The organism is Enterobacter sp. Ag1, assembly GCA_000277545.1.
Classification (GTDB): domain Bacteria; phylum Pseudomonadota; class Gammaproteobacteria; order Enterobacterales; family Enterobacteriaceae; genus Cedecea.
Genome location: AKXM01000016.1, coordinates 168,916 through 185,536 on the forward strand (window position 1 = coordinate 168,916; position 16,621 = coordinate 185,536).

The following is a 16,621-nucleotide window of genomic DNA, read 5'->3' on the forward strand; positions in this document are numbered from 1 at the left end:
CTATTTTTGTGACAATGATTTAGCGGCTTTTTTATCGGGAAGCAAAGTAAATTTATCGCCCTCAATACCGGTCGGTAAAATCTGCGGAGTGAACTGCAATTTTGAATGTAAGCTGCTGAAATAGAGTGTTTAAAATGGCTTATCCCGTCGGCGTGATTATTGCCGGGCGGTATTATTTGAGTCGAGCGAAGGGGAAAGAGTGGAGTGACATGATTAAACGAGAAAACCGCCGATCCTGTTCACAGCGTACCTCGCTATTGTGAACAGGACCGGCGGTCTTAATTTAGTCGCTCAGGCTTACTGAGCAGCTGGCATTTTACCTTCATGCGCAGGGCGTTCTGTCAGACGCTTCTCAAAATTCGCATTAAACTGTTTTTTCTGATCCGGGGTCAGAATGTTGTAGATTTTGTTCTGGGTTTGCAGATGCGCCAGCATGCGCGCTTTGTTCTGCTCGGCCATTTTATCAATCTGCGCCTGGGCTTTGGCCTGGTCGAAGCTGTCGCTGGCAATCACGTCATGCATGGCGCGGCGTTCGTCAACGGACGGGCGCTGCATCTTGCCGCGCTGTTCTTTCATAATGTCTTTAATTTGCTGTTTCTGCGCATCGGTCAGGTTCAGGTCTTTAAACATCATGTCGTGCATCGGGCCGCGCATCATTTTATGGTGCATCATCGGAGCATCGGTTTGTGGAGCCGCAGCCGGGGTTGTGTCTGCAGCATGCGCCAGGTTAGCGGCACCCAGAGCCAGGGTAGAAGCGACGAACAGTGCAGTTAATTTACGCATATTTTTAACCTTCTCTTTTCATTAAATTGACGGCTCGCTTAAAACGACGATGCCGTGTTGACGAGAATGAGTTTACGAGTCTTATCGTCAAGGAGACGGTGGCATCCGTAAATCATTGAAAGGGTATAAAACAAGAATGCATCAATTATGAAGAAAATAAGGATTAAGGCGGGGAATAGTGCAACTAAATATAACAACGCACTGATTATAAAGACAATATGAAGAGTGTACAGCAATCAACATAGTGAATAAACCCTGTACCCAGGAATTATCCGCAAATAAATTAACAACAGGAAATGATTAAGCAGCTCAATTATTAAGAGCTGCTTAAAGTTTAAATTTCCTCCAACATCAGGCCCGCTCTCAGCCCCAGCGCCACATCCGGGTTGGGGAATAAAACGTACTCTTTTTCACCGGCAACGACATAACGCTTCTCACCATCTTCAGCCAGCAGGGTGCCCTTCGAAAACGCGGTAAAGTTCTGCGTTTGGCCGGACATGTGCAGCACAAATTTCTCCGACTGTCGGGTGATTTGCTGCGCGACACGGTAACGCTGCGGTTCTATCTCCATGACCGGCGGCTCTGCCCCGCTTAACAACGCTGAGATTGCTTCTTTAGTTATCGCGAACTGACCAAGATCGTTCTGCCCAAACGGCCTGGCTTTTCCCAGCTCGAGCGTGCAGCTCAGCGCCCCAAAATGCTCGCTGCTGAAATGACTAAAGGTGCCACCGGGCTTTTGATGAAACACCAGCGCCTGCAGCCCGGCGCAGCCCAGCCAGGTTAAAAAGCTCTCGCTATAAGGCAGCGGCCTCGCAGGAAGCACGCCAAACCGGGGGTGATAAGAGCCACGAATAGCGGTATGCATATCCAGATGCCAGCGGGTTTGCTCTTCACTTCGCGACCAGAATTGCTCGAGGGCATGTTCAAGCCTTGCCGCACGTTGGGTTTCTACGCTTTCAGGAAACTGCTGCCAGCGCCCGCCAAACATACGGTTCATGTCGCTATGGGTATAACGCTTATCCGCGCGCAGCGCCGCTGGGTTACCCAGAATAATCATCGTGCGCCACTGCAGCGGAAGCTGCCCCGCGATCAAGCCGTTGGTCAACTGGCCAAGGATCTCCACCGGGGCGGTTTCGTTGCCGTGAATCCCGGCCGATATGACCAGCGCTTTCCCTGCCGCCTCACGCGGCGTCAACGTCAGAATACCTTCATCCCACCAACGCCAGCTGAGATAAGCATTCTCCCCGGAGGTTTGTTCAGGCGCCTTGCCGGCCAGCGTCTGCGCCAGAAAATCAATCATTATTTCTCCCCTATTGCTGGAACGGATACACGGAACCTAAATCCAGAATGTGCGTCAGTTCATCCAGGGCTTCACGCCCCTCGCGCAACAGCTGCGGGTCGGCTAAATCAGCCTGGGTTAAACGGTCGCGATACCAGCGATCAACCCAGCCATTGAGCGTCATAAACAGCGTGTCGTTCATCATCACCGCCGGATTAACGGCTTTAAGCTCCTCGTCCGTCAGTACCACTCTCAGGCGTAAACAGGCCGGGCCACCGCCGTTAGCCATGCTTTCCCGCAGATCAAACACCTGCAGCTCACGGACAGGGTTATCCGCCTCCAGCAGTTGATTAAGGTAGCGCCAGACGCCTGGATGCTGGCGAGACTCTTCCGGCAGCACGAGCGTCATGCCGCCGTCGGCGCGACTCAACAGCTGGCTGTTAAACAGATAGGTCGAAACCGCATCCGCCACCGAAACCAAATCGTCCGGGACTTCCAGGGCCGTAAAGCCCGGGACTTTTTCGCGCAGGCGCTGATAAAGCCCCGGCTGATCCACAAACGCATGCTGGTGGCAGAACAGCACCTCGCGGTTAGAAACTGCAATAACGTCGTTGTGAAAAACGCCCTGGTCGATCACCGCCGGGTTTTGCTGAGCGAAGATAACCTGCTCAGAACGTACCTGATTCAAACGTGCCACGGCCTGGCTGGCCTCCAGCGTCTGACGAGCGGGATACCGCGCCGGTGCCTGCCCGCTTTTCGAGTCTTCGCGACCATAAACAAACAGCTGCACGCCCGGCTCGCCATACTCGCCGCCTAAACGGTTATGGTTGGCGGCACCTTCGTCACCAAACATCGCCACCTGCGGCAGCGCGCCGTGCACGGCAAAACACCCGGTATCCCGGAACATCGCCCGCAGCACGCTTTCCGTCGTCGGTGCTTCGCTGGCGCGGTGGAACTTATTGTTCAGGTTGGCGACGGTGAGATGTACTTTGCCGTCCAGCGTATCGGCTGACGGTGATACCGTCGCCGCGTTGGCCACCCACATCGAAGAGGCCGAACTGGTGGCGGACAGCAGCTGCGGAGCTTGCCGAGCTGCACGCTCAACAACCTGCTCGTCGCTGCCGCTAAAGCCTATCTGACGCAGCACGCCAATATTCGGACGCTCCTGCGGGGCAATCACGCCCTGCGGATAACCCGCGTCCGCCAGCGCTTTCATTTTCAGTAGCCCCTGCTTCGCCGCCAGCTTCGGGTTAGACACGCGAAACTGGTGCTTTGTCGAGGCTTCATTGCCGAACGACAGCCCGGCGTAATGGTGGGTCAGCCCCACCAGTCCGTCGAAGTTGGCCTCACGTGCTTTCTTCATGGCTGCGCCTCGCGGCTAAAATCGAGCCCTGGGCTCAGGGTTGGTGGCAACGCGAAGCTTGTACTTTCCAACGAGGCCATCGGCCAGGCGCAGTAATCCGCCGCATACCAGGCGCTGGCGCGGTGGTTACCTGAAGCGCCCACGCCGCCGAATGGCGCAGTGCTGGCGGCCCCTGTCAGCGGTTTATTCCAGTTCACGATCCCGGCTCTGGCTTCCAGTAAAAGCTGGTCAAACTGTTCGCGGGACGGTGAAATCAGCCCGCTCGCCAGGCCGTAGCGTGTGTCGTTCGCCATCCTAATCGCGTCGTCAAAGCTGTCATAGCGGTAAATCGCCAGCAGCGGGCCAAACACTTCTTCATCCGGCACGTCGGCCACGCCGCTAAGCTCCACGATGCCCGGCGTCAGTAAAGAGGTGCCTGGACGAATCATTTTTGGTTCAAGCAGCGGTTTACCACCGCGGGCAACGTGAGCCTGAAACGCGGTCAGCACCCTTTCAGCCGCCTGCACCGAAATCAATCCGCCAATAAACGGTTGTGGCATAGCGTCCCATTCCCCCGGCTGCAAACGGGCAGAGACTTCAACCAGGCGACGAATAAATGCATCTCCCTGCTCACCCTGTTTCACCAGCAGGCGGCGGGCGCAGGTGCAGCGCTGCCCGGCGGTGATAAACGCCGACTGGATAGCCACGTGAACGGCGCCGTCGATATCCTGCGGGTCTTCGACGATCAGCGGGTTGTTCCCGCCCATTTCCAGGGCAAGGATCTTCTCCGGTTGCCCGGCAAACTGCCGGTGAAGGTGGTAGCCGGTGCCCGCGCTGCCGGTAAACAGGAGCCCATCAAGTTCCGACTGATTAGACAGCGCCTCGCCGGTTTCGCGTCCCCCCTGCACCAGGTTCAGCACGCCAGCCGGGATACCCGCCTCCTCCCACAACTTCATCACCTGTTCACCGATACGCGGCGTTAGCTCGCTCGGCTTAAACACCAGGGTGTTGCCGGCCAGCAGTCCCGGCACGATATGGCCGTTGGGCAAATGGCCAGGGAAATTGTAAGGGCCAAAGACTGCCAACACGCCGTGAGGGCGATGGCGTAAAGTCGCCGCCCCGTCCGGCATCGCGGTGTGCGTTTCGCCCGTTCTGGTGTGGTAAGACTTGATGGAAATGGCAATTTTATTAACCATCGCGGTCACTTCGGTGGCCGCTTCCCAGCGAGGTTTGCCGGTTTCCTGCGCAATTGTTTCAGCGAGTGCAGTTTTATTCGTCTCAAGCAGGCCGGCAAAACGCTCCACAATCTCCTGGCGTTCTGCAAACGGGCGTTTCGCCCAGGCGGGAAACGCCGCACGAGCCGCACGGCAGGCTTCTTCTACCTGCGTTTTATCCGCCACCAGCCCTTCCCACAGCAGCGAGCCGCTGACAGGGTTATGTTTTAACAGCGCTTCGCCGCGGCCCGGCACCCATTGTCCGTTGATCCAGTTAGTCATACTTTTTTCTCCTCAGGGCACAGGCGCACCACGCGCACGGTGTCGCCGCTGGCGCACTTCAGCGCATCGGCGGTGGCGGCATCAATAACCAGTTTCTCGCCTTTGGGATCGGCTTTGATCAGCATCACGCGGAACTGGTGATAATTTTCGTTGGCGACCAGACAAACGGGCAGTTCGTCGGTAGCAGGCTGGCCGACAGCGACGGTTTGCAGGCGGCTCTTGCGGATCGCCCGCACGCGGTCGATATCGCACTCCAGAGTAGGACCACCGTCGAAGATGTCGACATAGTTACGATAGCGGAATCCTTCGGCTTCAAGCACGGTGCGCGCTGGCGCCGTTTGCGGATGCACCTGGCCGATAACCGCCTGCGCCTCTTTGGAAAGGAAGTCGGTATAAATCGGGTGTTTTGGCATCAGCTCGGCAATAAAAGCTTTCTGCCCGGTGCCACACAAGTAGTCGGCGCGAGCGAACTCCATAGAGAAGAAGCGATTCCCAAGGCTTTCCCAGAACGGTGAATGCCCGTGTTCATCGATTACCCCGCGCATTTCGGCAACCACTTTGTCATTGAAGCGTTCGCGGAAGGCGGCCATAAACAGAAAACGAGACTTGGATAACAGATACCCGTTGCCCTCTTTACGCCAGGCCGGGTCGAGGAACAGCGTGCAAAGCTCGCTCGCTCCGGTGTGGTCGTGGGTGAGAAAAAGCGTCGGCAGTGCGTTATAGATATTCAACTCTTTGGAGGCATGAACCAGCGTCCCGACCCGGTAGTTGTACCAGGGGTCATTCAGGCCCACGGCCACCTCAATGGCGCAAATCCCCACCATCTGGCCGCTGCTGGTATCTTCCAGCACAAAAACATAGCCCTGATCGCCCTTCGGCAGCCCGCCCTGCCAGGTCTGCAGCGAGCGTTCGATTCGGTCGGCCAGCGTTTTTTCGTCGGCGGGGAGCGAGGTCAGCCCGCCGCCGGTTTTCCCGGCAAGCTTAAGCAACCCCGGCAGATCGCCTCGTTCAATCGAGCGGATTACCATCATGATGAAACTCCCGCGAGGAAGCGTTCGCAGGCACGCTCGAAGCGATCCAGGCCCAACTGAACTTCTGCTTCGCTGACGATGAGCGCAGGGGCAAAACGCAGCACGTTAGCCCCGGCGATCAGCATCATCAGGCCTTCCTGCGCGGTAGCCTGCAGAATAAGTTTCGCTTTACCGGCATGTTCAGGGCGCAGGGCACAGCCGATCAGCAGCCCTAAGCCGCGTACTTCGCTGAACAGCTGGTGCTTCTGGTTAATGTGGTTCAGGCGCTCAACAAACCAGTCATGGCGCTGTTTCACGCCGTTGAGCACCTCCGGCGTATTAATGATTTCCAGCACGCGTCCGGCCACAGCAGAGGCCAGCGGGTTGCCGCCGTAGGTGGTGCCGTGGGTGCCCACCACCATCACTTTGGCAAAGCGATCGGTGGTCAGCAGCGCGCCGATCGGGAAGCCGCCGCCCAGCGCTTTGGCCGTCGAGAGTACGTCCGGCGTCACGCCATAATGCATATAGGCATACAGCGAGCCGGTGCGGCCCACGCCGGTTTGTACTTCGTCAAAAATCAGTACGGCGTTGTGTTTGTCGCAAAGTTCGCGCAGCCCCTGAAGGAACTCTGGCGTCGCTGGAACGACCCCGCCTTCACCCTGCATAGGCTCGACGATCACCGCACAGGTTTCGTCGTTAATCAGCTCACGGGCAGACTGTAAATCGTTAAATACCGCGTGGTTAATCTGCGGCGGCAGCGGCGCAAAGTCCTGAGAATAAGCGGGCTGACCACCGGCCGTGACGGTAAACAGCGTGCGGCCATGGAACGCGTTCTTGAACGCTACGATACCGCTTTTCTGTGCGCCAAAATTATCATGGGCATACTTACGCGCCAGCTTCAGCGCCGCCTCGTTGGCCTCGGCCCCTGAGTTACAGAAGAACACTTTCTCCGCAAAGGTAGCGTCGATGAGCTGCTTCGCCAGCTTCAATACCGGCTCATTGGTGTAGCCATTGCCGGTGTGCCAAAATTTTGCCGCCTGCTCCTCCAGCGCTTTGCGCATTTCAGGGTGAGCATGTCCCAGGGCGTTAACCGCGATGCCACCGGCAAAGTCGATGTAGTCTTTTCCCTGCTGATCCCACAGGGTGGAACCCTCGCCACGAACCGGAATAAAAGGCGCAGGGGCATAAACCGGCATCATCCATTCGTCGAAATGTTGGCGTGTAATTGACTGCGACATAGTGACCCCTCACGGTAAACAAAAAGTTTATTAAATGTTAAATAATTGAGTGTTTGCGCTGTAAATGTAGATTGCAGGCATCGTGCCAGCCAGCGATAAAAATGCATAAACCGGAGGGGCAAACGAAAAATCAATAACTTAAAAACACTCACCATTCATATAAAGTGAATAAAAAGTGCATAGTTTTAACGTGCCGCCTGATTTTCGACACGAAAACAAGAAATATTATGCAGTGGTAAAATATAATGCTGGAATTGTGATCGCCTTCGGGATTTGCCTGCCGTTTTCGCCCCCTTTTTGCGCATCGAGATCAATTTTGGTGCAAATGTTGCTTTATTTTTGTCCGCCAGACGCGCCTATGGCAACGATTAGCTTCAGCGCAGCAACCTGCGCCGTTTTCTGCTACCATCCTGCAACAATTAACCTGACAACCTGGCAGCGACTATGAAATTTGTCTCTTTTAATATCAACGGCCTGCGCGCCCGTCCTCATCAGCTTGAAGCCATCGTGGAACAGCATCAGCCGGACGTTATTGGTCTGCAGGAAACCAAAGTGCACGACGATATGTTCCCGCTGGAAGACGTGGAGAAACTCGGCTATCACGTGTTTTATCATGGCCAGAAGGGTCATTACGGCGTGGCGCTGCTGACCAAAGAGAAGCCGATTTCGGTGCGAAAAGGCTTCCCGACCGACGACGAAGACGCTCAGCGGCGCATTATCATGGCGGAAATCCCGTCTGAATTTGGCAACCTGACGGTGATCAACGGCTACTTCCCGCAGGGCGAAAGCCGCGATCATGAAACCAAATTCCCGGCCAAGACTAAGTTTTACCAGGATCTGCAGGACTTCCTGCAGGGGGAACTGCGCCCGGAAAATCCGGTGCTGATCATGGGGGATATGAATATCAGCCCGACGGATCTCGACATCGGGATCGGTGAAGATAGCCGCAAGCGCTGGTTGCGCACCGGGAAATGCTCGTTCCTGCCGGAAGAGCGTGAGTGGATGGCTCGCCTGCTCGGCTGGGGCCTGGTGGATACTTACCGCCACGCTAACCCGGAAGCACAGGACAAATTCTCGTGGTTTGACTACCGTTCAAAAGGCTTCGACGATAACCGTGGCCTGCGTATAGATCTGCTATTGGCAAGCCAGGGGCTGGCGCCGCACTGCGTGGCAACCGGGATCGACTACGACATTCGCGGCATGGAAAAACCGTCCGACCACGCCCCTGTTTGGGCGCAGTTTAAGCGGTAAGGGAAATACTGAAGGTAGACACATCTTCAGACAAGGATAGCGAGATGCCGTTTTTCCCCCTCACGAGGCGCGAACAGAATGCGTAAAATCCTGTTTTTGCTGCTGGCCACGCTGGTCATCTCGCTGTTAATCCTGCTGCCGCCGGGCACCCTTAGCCTGGCGACGCTGCAGAAATATCACGCTCAGCTTAGTCTCTGGCACGCCGAACGCCCGGCGCTGGTGATGAGCGCCTTCTTTCTCGGCTATTTCCTGATTTCCGCCCTTTCCTTCCCCGGCACGCGCATTATGACCCTGATGGGCGGCGCGCTGTTTGGGCTGGTCGAAGGCACCGTACTGGTTGCCACGGCTGCTGCCAGCGGCGCAACCGTGGCGATGTTGCTGAGCCGTTATTTCTTGCATGACTGGGTACAGCGGCGCTTTGCCACCACCATGGCAAAGATCAACGAGGGCATTAAACACAATATTACACACTGCCTGTTTGCCCTGCGCCTGGTGCCGGTTCTGCCCTTTTCCATCATCAACCTGCTGATGGGGCTGACGCCGATTTCCGCCGTTCGCTTCGCGATAGTCACGCTGCTTGGCCTGCTGCCGTCTATCGTGCTGTACATCAGCACTGGCCGCCAGCTTAGCCAGGTAGAAAGCCTGCGGGACATTATTTCCCCCACCATGCTGCTGTTATTGGCGCTGATTGGCCTGCTGCCGCTCCTGTCTCACTGGCTGATAAAAAGAACTCGCTTAAAAAGTTAAACGCCCCCGACTATCGAAGGCGTTTTGTCGTTACCCTTGTGAAAGCAGCGTCACGTCAACATTGCCGCTAATCGCACGCGAGTAAGGGCAAGTTGCGTGGGCGGTCGCGAGCAAGGTTTCACGCTGGGCCTCGCTCAGCCCAGGCAGCCTGACGTGAAGCGTCACCGCCAGCGCAAACTGGCTGTCGTTATCGACTTTTCCCAGCGAAACACTGGCGTCCACGGCGGTTTCCTCCGGAATGCGGATAGCCAATTTTTTCCCCGCCAGCCCAATCGCCCCCATAAAGCAGGCGGAATAACCGACGGCAAAAAGCTGTTCTGGATTCGTCCCCGGCTTGCCGGATCCCGGCGTGCTGAGCTGCACGTCCAGGCTGCCGTCGTCCGAACGCCCGTGCCCGCTGCGAGCGCCAACGGTAGTGGTATGGGCGGTATAAAGCACTTTCTCGAGTTTACTGGACATCGTGATTCCTCAATCGTGGGTAAGAAGAGCCGCCATTTAACTACCGCTATGTATCTGCCATATGTTCTCCGCCAGGCCAAAATGTATAAGTCTGTATCCGCTTCATGACCTGGCTCAAGCTCGCTGTCACGCTCCCTCCGCTATACTCCCCGCCTTTACTGCAGCGGCACGGAATGACGATGGATAAACAAAAGAGAAGAGGTAGATGTGCGTAAGAGTCTCTTTGCGCTGCTGGTCATCATGGCGGGGTTGTTTTGGTATCTGCTTCCTCCGGGCACAATAAGCCTGTCGGCACTTCAGCACTCTCAGATAGCGTTTGCGCACTGGCATGCGCAGCACCCAGTATTGGCGATTGTGATTTTTTTTGGCTGCTACTTTCTCACCGCCGCCTTTTCTATTCCCGGTGCCACCCTGCTCACGCTGCTGGGCGGCGCTATCTTTGGTGTGGTGCAGGGCACCGTGCTGGTTGCCCTGGCGGCCACTGCAGGTGCGACCGTCGCCATGTTAATCAGCCGTTACCTGCTGCGGGACTGGGTGCAGCGCCGTTTCTCGCGCATGATGGAAAAAGTGAACCAGGGCATACGGCGCGACGGCGGCCATTACCTCTTTGCCCTGCGGCTCGCGCCGGTCTTCCCTTTTGTGCTGGTGAATTTATTAATGGGCCTGACGCCAATGGGCGTCGTTCGCTATGCCGCGATCAGCCTGCTCGGCATGCTCCCTGCCATCGTGGTCTACATTAACACCGGCAGGCAGCTGAGCCAGCTACAAAGCCTGGGCGATATTCTCTCCCCCGGTATGATGCTGGTGTTTGCCCTGCTAGGGCTATTGCCGCTGGCCGCGCGCTGGCTAGCCAGACGAACCGCCCCATAACACGCTGAGGACTTTCTCTTGCAACGCTTAATATCTGGCATACGGGCGCTGATGGTTGCCCTGACGATGATCGGCTTTAGCGCCGTCGCCCAACCTCAGTCCTGGCAGAATATTCGCCAGCAGGCCAACGGCCAGACGGTTTATTTCAACGCCTGGGGCGGCGATCCTGCCGTTAACGGCTATCTGGACTGGGTCAGCCGTGAGGTAAAAACGCATTACGGCGTGACGCTTAAAGTGGTGAAGCTGGCGGACGCGGCCGATGCGGTGAGGCGCATTCAAAGCGAAGCGACTGTGGGCAGAAAAACCAACGGATCGGTAGATCTGCTTTGGGTCAACGGTGAAAATTTTAGCGTGCTCAAGCAGGCAGGATTGCTCAGCGAAAACTGGGCCGAAAATCTGCCAAACTGGCGATATGTTGACGTGAAAAAACCTGTGCGGGAAGATTTCTCGGTACCGGTTGACGGGGCAGAAGCGCCCTGGGGAAGCGCCCAGCTGATGTTCATCGGCGATAAGAAACGCACGCCGACCTTCCCACAAAATGCAGAACAACTGTTGGCCTTCGCCAAAGCCCATCCCGGCAAGCTCAGCTACCCTCGCCCGCCGGATTTTACCGGCACGGCGTTCCTTGAACAGCTTTTGATTGTCTTGACCGAAAAACCGGCCGCGCTGAAAACGGCCCCGGATCCCGGCACCTTCGAGCAAGTCACCGCCCCGCTCTGGCGTTACCTTGACCAGCTTCATCCGTTCCTCTGGCAAAAAGGTAAAACGTTCCCGCCGACGCCGGCGCGCATGGATCGTATGCTGGCCGACGGCGAGCTGCTGCTGTCAGTGACCTTCAACCCGGCGCACGTCGACAATCTGATCGCTCGCCGCCAGCTCCAGCCGTCGGCAGAATCCTTTGGCTTTAGCGCCGGTATGCTGGGCAACGTGCATTTCGTCGCTATTCCGGCGAACAGCAGCGCCAAAGCCGGAGCGCAGATCGTGGCCAATTTCCTGATGTCCCCGGAAGCACAAATCCGCAAAGCCGATCCGGCTGTCTGGGGCGATGCGAGCGTGCTGAGCAGCAACGCACTGCCGCCACCGCACAAAGCACAGCTTGAGGATCTGGTGCCCAAAAGCCAGCATCCGGTTCCTTTCCTGGCAGAACCTCACGCCGCCTGGGTTAACGCGCTGGAGCAAGCCTGGCTTCAGCGTTACGGGTCGCGATGAGCCGCGGCTTTACGCTTGCCGGAGCACTGGCGACGGGCCTGGTGTTTGTGCCGGTGCTGCCGGGGTTTGCGCTGATAGTGCCGCCATTATTACAAAGTGAAACCTGGCTTGCCTTCTGGCAGGACTCACAGTGGCCGGAAGCCTTAATGACCACGCTGGTTTCAACCACTCTCAGCGTGGGCGGTGCGCTGCTGTTGACGTTAATCCTTCTCTGCACCCTGTATCCCGGCGAGCGCTGGCAGCGCTATCTTCAGCGCCTGCCGCTTCTGCTGGCGCTGCCACACGTCGCCCTTGCCAGCGGCTTTTTCTTCCTGTTTTCAGCCAGCGGCTGGCTGGCGCGCCTTTTCAACCTTTCTCTGCCGCCGGATAACTACGGCTTTACCCTCGGCCTCATGCTGGCGCTAAAAGAAGCCTGGTTCTTGCTATGGTTCTCAGCCGCACAGCTACAAAGCGAACAGCTGAGCCAGCAGATAACGTTTGCCAGAACGCTCGGCTACGGCGAGCTACAATCCCGTCTCTACGTGCTTGTGCCGCAGCTCTTGCCGCGCCTGGGCTGGGCTTTAGTGGCGGTGACGGCATACAGCCTTTCGGTCGTGGATGCCGCGCTTATTCTTGGCCCCGCTAACCCGCCCACTTTTGCCGTGCTGGCCTGGCAATGGTTAACGGACAGCGATATTTCTCGGCAGAACATGGGCCTGGCGGCCTCCTGCGTGCTGCTGCTTTTGCTCGGCGGTTTTATGGTTTTCGGGCGGTTAGCGTGGAAAGCATTTAAACTGCGAATCGGGCGTTTTTCAGGCAAGCGATGTGCCCTGAATCTTACCTCAGCAGGCACTGTGGCCAGCGCTTCACTTTCTCTGTTCGGCTTTATGGCTCTCGCCATGCTTGTCACCTGGTCCTTCGCTGAAGGCTGGCTCTATCCGGCGCGCTGGCCTGAAAGTTTAACGCTTAGCGGTTGGCAGCAGGCTGAACTGGTGCCGGTCTGGACAAGTTTTGTGGCCGGGTTTATCAGCGCTTTGATCGCGCCAGTCGTGACAATATTGTGGCTAAAGGGCTGCCCGCGCCGGTACGATCGCTGGCTGTATCTGCCGCTGCTGCTGCCTGCGCTGCCGCTGGCAGCCGGGCAGTATCAACTCCTGCTCAGGCTGAACATGGAAGGAAGCTGGGCCGCGCTTATCTGGAGCCATTTGCTGTGGGTCGTGCCTTATACGCTGTTGATTCTGGCCCCAGCCTGGCAGCGGATTGACGCTCGTCTGGTGCTGACAGCGCAAACTTTCGGCTGGTCGCCGGGGAAAATTCTCTGCCTTATCCAGATCCCATTGCTTGTCCGGCCTTTGCTGGCGGCGCTGGCCGTCGGTTTTTCGGTCAGCATCGCGCAATATTTGCCTACGCTTTATGCCGGGGCGGGCCGGTTTGCCACCGTCACAACGGAAGCCGTGGCGCTCAGCAGCGGCGGCGATCCACAGCAGTTTGCAATCCAGGCCCTGCTGCAAATGCTGCTGCCGCTGGCCGTATTTATCGCCACAATCTCAGCCAGCCGCCTGGCTGGCACCCACAGAAAAGGATTGCGCTAATGCTCAGCGTGCGAAATTGCTCCCTCTCTCGCAATGGCGAACCACTGCTGGCGAATATCAGCTTTGACGTTGCGCCGGGTGAGATTGTTACGCTGATGGGCCCGTCTGGCGTGGGTAAATCGACGTTTCTGAACTGGATGATCGGCGATTTAGCCCCGGACTTTAGCGCCCAGGGCACGCTGCAACTTAACCAGCGCAGCCTGACTTATTTGCCCGTTGAACAGCGCCGCATCGGCATTTTGTTCCAGGATGCGTTGCTATTCCCTCACCTCAACGTTGGGCAAAATCTGTTGATGGCGATTCCCGCCTGCGTCGCTGGGCGCTCGCTGCGGCAGCGTGTTGTTTCGGAGGTCCTGGAAAGCGCCGGGCTGGCAAACTATGCCCGCAGAGATCCGGCCACACTCTCCGGCGGGGAACGAGCGCGCGTCAGCGTCCTACGCGCCCTGCTGGCCGAACCCGAAGCTTTGCTGCTGGATGAGCCCTTTTCCCGGCTCGACCTGCCGCTGCGCCAGAGCTTTCGGGAATTTGTCTGGCAAAAAGCCCAACTGCTTAAACTGCCGGTCGTGCTGGTTACTCACGATGAGCAGGATGCGCCGGCCCACGGCCAGATTATCCAGCTTTAGCCCATCGAACATGAGGTATCGCAAAGAAGCCAGCGCCAGCGAGGGCTAAACTTTCGGCTCTTTTGCTATCCTTCAGGTTATTAGATGAAACGTGTTTCTCAGCTAACCACCGCCCTGCTGCTTGCCGGGCTGTCCCAGGTCACTTTTGCCGCCTCGGTACCCACTGAAATGAACCTCTCCAGCGTAAAAGCCGTAAACGGTGCCGTGATTGATACTCGGCCGAGCGCGTTTTACAACGGCTGGCCGCAAACCTTAAACGGCAACGGCGGCCATGAACCCACAGCCTTGAATCTTTCGGCCTCCTGGCTGGCGCTAATGAGCGATGAGCAGCTTTCAACGTGGGCTAAGCAGCATCAGTTGACCAAAACCGGATTGATGGCGCTGTATGGTAGCGACGCTCAGGCCGTGAAAACTCGCTTAGAAAAGCTGGGGTTTACACAGATTGCAATGCTGACCGACGCCCTGCAGGACCCTTCCCGCCTGCAAAAGCTGGCGCATTTTGAGCAGCTAGTGTACCCGCAATGGATCCATGATTTACAGAATAAAAAACCGGTCACCGCAGCGCCTGCCGGGGAGTGGAAAGTGATTGAAGCGGGCTGGGGCGCGCCGAAAAAATATCTGCTCAGCCATATTCCCGGCGCGGGCTACATCAACACCGAAGAGGTGGAGAGCGAGCCGCTGTGGAACAAAGTGTCCGACGACAAGCTGAAAACCATGCTGGCGAAGCACGGCATCCGGCACGATACGACCGTCATTTTGTATGGGCGTGATGTCTACGCGGCGGCGCGCGTGGCGGCGATCATGCTGTACGCCGGCGTGAAAGACGTCCGTCTCCTGGACGGAGGCTGGACGACGTGGAGCGCAGCGGATCTGCCCGTTGAACGTGGCCTGCCAAGCCAGCCAAAACCAGCCCCCGACTTCGGTGCCCCGATTCCCGGCCAGCCTCAGCTGATGCTGGACATGGAACAGGCGCGCGCGCTGCTGCACCGCAAAGATGCTTCTCTGGTCAGCATTCGCTCCTGGCCGGAATTTATCGGCACCACCAGCGGGTACAGCTACATCAAGCCCAAAGGCGAGATTGCGGGCGCCCGCTGGGGCCACGCGGGCTCTGACTCCACGCATATGGAAGACTTCCATAATCCGGACGGTACCATGCGCGCAGGGGACGACATCGCCGCAATGTGGAAAAACTGGAATATCTTGCCGGATCAGCAGGTTACTTTTTACTGCGGAACCGGATGGCGCGCTTCCGAAACACTGATGTACGCGCGGGCAATGGGCTGGAAGAACGTTGGCTTGTATGACGGCGGCTGGTACGAATGGAGCGCTGATCCTAAAAATCCTGTCGTGAGCGGCGAGCGTAAACCGAACTGATGCTGACTCGAGGACTTCCCCCTCCCCCTAGCCCTCTCACCCACGGGGCGAGGGGATAAATAGCACCTGTATTCTCCCCCAGAGCGGAATTGTTTACTTCCTCGCCCCCTGGGAGAAGGTCGGGGTGAGGGGGTTAATCTGCGGAGTGATCCAGTCGTTTTAACGTCTTATACCCGCCCCAGATGCGGTTGAGCGTGGTAAGCCAGCAAAGCCCGCCGAAGATCCACGCCAGCCAGGCAAAACCGTCCGGGAACAGGCAGCCAAGCACAAACAGCAGGAGAGTTTCGGTACCTTCCGTCAGTCCCCCCAGATAATAAAACGATTTATGGGCGTAGCCTGGATTCGCGATATCGTGCTTCTGAGCCAGGACAGCAAACGCCAGAAAGCTGCTGCCGGTGCCGATGAACGAGAACAGCAGCCACGCGCCTGCGAGAGCATTTTGCGCCGGGTCCGCGAGAATAAAGCCAAACGGCACAAGGGCATAAAAAAGAAAATCCAGCGTAATATCGAGGAAGCCACCGGCATCGGTTAGCCCTCTGCGTCTCGCCAGCGCGCCGTCCAGGCCATCAAACAGCCGGTTAAAGACAATGGCAACCAGCGCCGGGACATACCATTGCAGTGCCAGAAAAGGCAAAGTGAGCACGCCAATCGCGAATCCTGCCAGCGTCAACCTGTCCGGCGTGATAGCGGGCTTATCAAGCACGGCCGCCAGGCGATTAAGCACGGGTTTGATACGCGGGTGAAGGTAGCTGTCGAACATCTAGCGTTTTCCCTTCGTCGGGCATAACCCCTGGGAGGGAATATCCAGTGCGGCGTTAAAGCGAGCCGAAAGGTTCTGGAAGGCAATCAGCGCGGTGAGTTCGGTCCCCGCCTGGTCGTTGAAATGCTGCTTGAGCCTGTTTTTTAACTCGTCGGTCACCTGCGGCGGCGTGGCGGTCATCGCTTCGGCGTAGGCCAATGCGACCCGCTCCTTCTCACTAAATATCGGCTCATTTTGCCAGTTGGCCACCGCCAGCACCTTATTCATCGACTGACTACGCTCTGCAAGACGCAGGCTGTTAGCGTCGATACAAAATTCACAGCTGCACAGCTGCGATACCCGGGTCATCACCAGCGAACGAATCACCGGGTCGATTTTTGCCCGGCGTCTTTCCAGAAAGCCGACAAACAGCGCCACCAGCCAGAATAAATACGGCAGTCGCCCCCACCAGCGGGTCGGGTTCAGCACCGCGCCAAAATTTTTCTCCTGCATCGCCACAATCGGGCGCAGGCTTTTGGGCAGCGTTTTAAGGGGGGCAATCCAGGGCTCGCTTTTCGTTTCCATCATTCAGTTACTCTTTTGCTGGCATCTCAGGGCGAGTATTATGCC

General features: G+C 57.2%; 16 protein-coding genes. 7 read left to right on the forward strand and 9 right to left on the reverse strand.

Going from position 1 to position 16,621, the window contains the following annotated elements:
* Window positions 1–297 precede the first annotated feature (297 nt).
* The 6 genes from spy to A936_RS08495 form a co-directional block, all read right to left on the reverse strand.
* Window positions 298–783, reverse strand: a complete 486-nt coding sequence (gene spy, locus A936_RS08470) for an ATP-independent periplasmic protein-refolding chaperone Spy (protein ID WP_008456618.1) — start codon at window positions 781–783, stop codon at window positions 298–300.
* 334 nt (window positions 784–1,117) lie between these two features.
* Window positions 1,118–2,083: a succinylglutamate desuccinylase gene (gene astE, locus A936_RS08475; RefSeq protein ID WP_008456619.1), complete on the reverse strand. Its 966-nt coding sequence runs from the start codon at window positions 2,081–2,083 to the stop codon at window positions 1,118–1,120.
* 10 nt (window positions 2,084–2,093) lie between these two features.
* Entirely contained in the window at window positions 2,094–3,425 is a 1,332-nt protein-coding gene (gene astB / locus A936_RS08480; protein WP_008456621.1) for an N-succinylarginine dihydrolase, read from the reverse strand.
* On the reverse strand, window positions 3,422–4,900 hold the full coding sequence (gene astD / locus A936_RS08485; protein WP_008456623.1) for a succinylglutamate-semialdehyde dehydrogenase: 1,479 nt from the start codon (window positions 4,898–4,900) through the stop codon (window positions 3,422–3,424). Before astD ends, astB begins: the two co-directional genes overlap by 4 nt.
* Complete coding sequence (gene astA, locus A936_RS08490; protein WP_008456625.1) at window positions 4,897–5,931, reverse strand: arginine N-succinyltransferase; 1,035 nt, start codon at window positions 5,929–5,931, stop codon at window positions 4,897–4,899. Before astA ends, astD begins: the two co-directional genes overlap by 4 nt.
* Window positions 5,928–7,148: an aspartate aminotransferase family protein gene (locus tag A936_RS08495; RefSeq protein WP_008456627.1), complete on the reverse strand. Its 1,221-nt coding sequence runs from the start codon at window positions 7,146–7,148 to the stop codon at window positions 5,928–5,930. Before A936_RS08495 ends, astA begins: the two co-directional genes overlap by 4 nt.
* Before the next feature lie 444 nt (window positions 7,149–7,592).
* On the opposite strand from A936_RS08495, the gene xthA reads away from it, so the two are divergent.
* On the forward strand, window positions 7,593–8,399 hold the full coding sequence (gene xthA / locus A936_RS08500; RefSeq protein WP_008456628.1) for an exodeoxyribonuclease III: 807 nt from the start codon (window positions 7,593–7,595) through the stop codon (window positions 8,397–8,399).
* A gap of 78 nt (window positions 8,400–8,477) precedes the next feature.
* Window positions 8,478–9,146, forward strand: a complete 669-nt coding sequence (locus tag A936_RS08505) for a TVP38/TMEM64 family protein (RefSeq protein WP_008456630.1) — start codon at window positions 8,478–8,480, stop codon at window positions 9,144–9,146.
* Between the two features lie 30 nt (window positions 9,147–9,176).
* Here the strand turns inward: A936_RS08505 and A936_RS08510 are convergent, their stop codons facing one another.
* On the reverse strand, window positions 9,177–9,605 hold the full coding sequence (locus A936_RS08510) for an organic hydroperoxide resistance protein (protein WP_008456632.1): 429 nt from the start codon (window positions 9,603–9,605) through the stop codon (window positions 9,177–9,179).
* A gap of 207 nt (window positions 9,606–9,812) precedes the next feature.
* Between A936_RS08510 and A936_RS08515 the strand changes: the two genes are divergently transcribed.
* The 5 genes from A936_RS08515 (at window position 9,813) to A936_RS08535 (ending at window position 15,252) form a co-directional block, all read left to right on the forward strand.
* Window positions 9,813–10,475, forward strand: coding sequence for a TVP38/TMEM64 family protein (locus A936_RS08515; RefSeq protein WP_008456634.1), 663 nt, complete (start codon window positions 9,813–9,815; stop codon window positions 10,473–10,475).
* A 51-nt stretch (window positions 10,476–10,526) separates the two neighbouring features.
* Entirely contained in the window at window positions 10,527–11,684 is a 1,158-nt protein-coding gene (locus A936_RS08520; protein WP_008456636.1) for an ABC transporter substrate-binding protein, read from the forward strand.
* Window positions 11,681–13,255 carry an ABC transporter permease gene (locus A936_RS08525; protein WP_008456638.1) on the forward strand — a complete coding sequence of 525 codons (1,575 nt, stop codon included), beginning with the start codon at window positions 11,681–11,683 and terminating at the stop codon, window positions 13,253–13,255. Before A936_RS08520 ends, A936_RS08525 begins: the two co-directional genes overlap by 4 nt.
* A complete protein-coding gene (locus A936_RS08530) occupies window positions 13,255–13,878 on the forward strand; it encodes an ATP-binding cassette domain-containing protein (RefSeq protein WP_008456640.1) in 624 nt (207 codons plus the stop codon). Before A936_RS08525 ends, A936_RS08530 begins: the two co-directional genes overlap by 1 nt.
* Before the next feature lie 84 nt (window positions 13,879–13,962).
* On the forward strand, window positions 13,963–15,252 hold the full coding sequence (locus A936_RS08535; protein WP_008456641.1) for a sulfurtransferase: 1,290 nt from the start codon (window positions 13,963–13,965) through the stop codon (window positions 15,250–15,252).
* 133 nt (window positions 15,253–15,385) lie between these two features.
* Here the strand turns inward: A936_RS08535 and A936_RS08540 are convergent, their stop codons facing one another.
* The gene (locus tag A936_RS08540; RefSeq protein ID WP_008456644.1) at window positions 15,386–16,012 is read right to left on the reverse strand and encodes a CDP-alcohol phosphatidyltransferase family protein; all 627 of its coding nucleotides are present in this window, start codon (window positions 16,010–16,012) and stop codon (window positions 15,386–15,388) included.
* Entirely contained in the window at window positions 16,013–16,579 is a 567-nt protein-coding gene (locus A936_RS08545) for a carboxymuconolactone decarboxylase family protein (protein ID WP_008456646.1), read from the reverse strand.
* Between the last annotated feature and the right edge of the window lie 42 nt (window positions 16,580–16,621).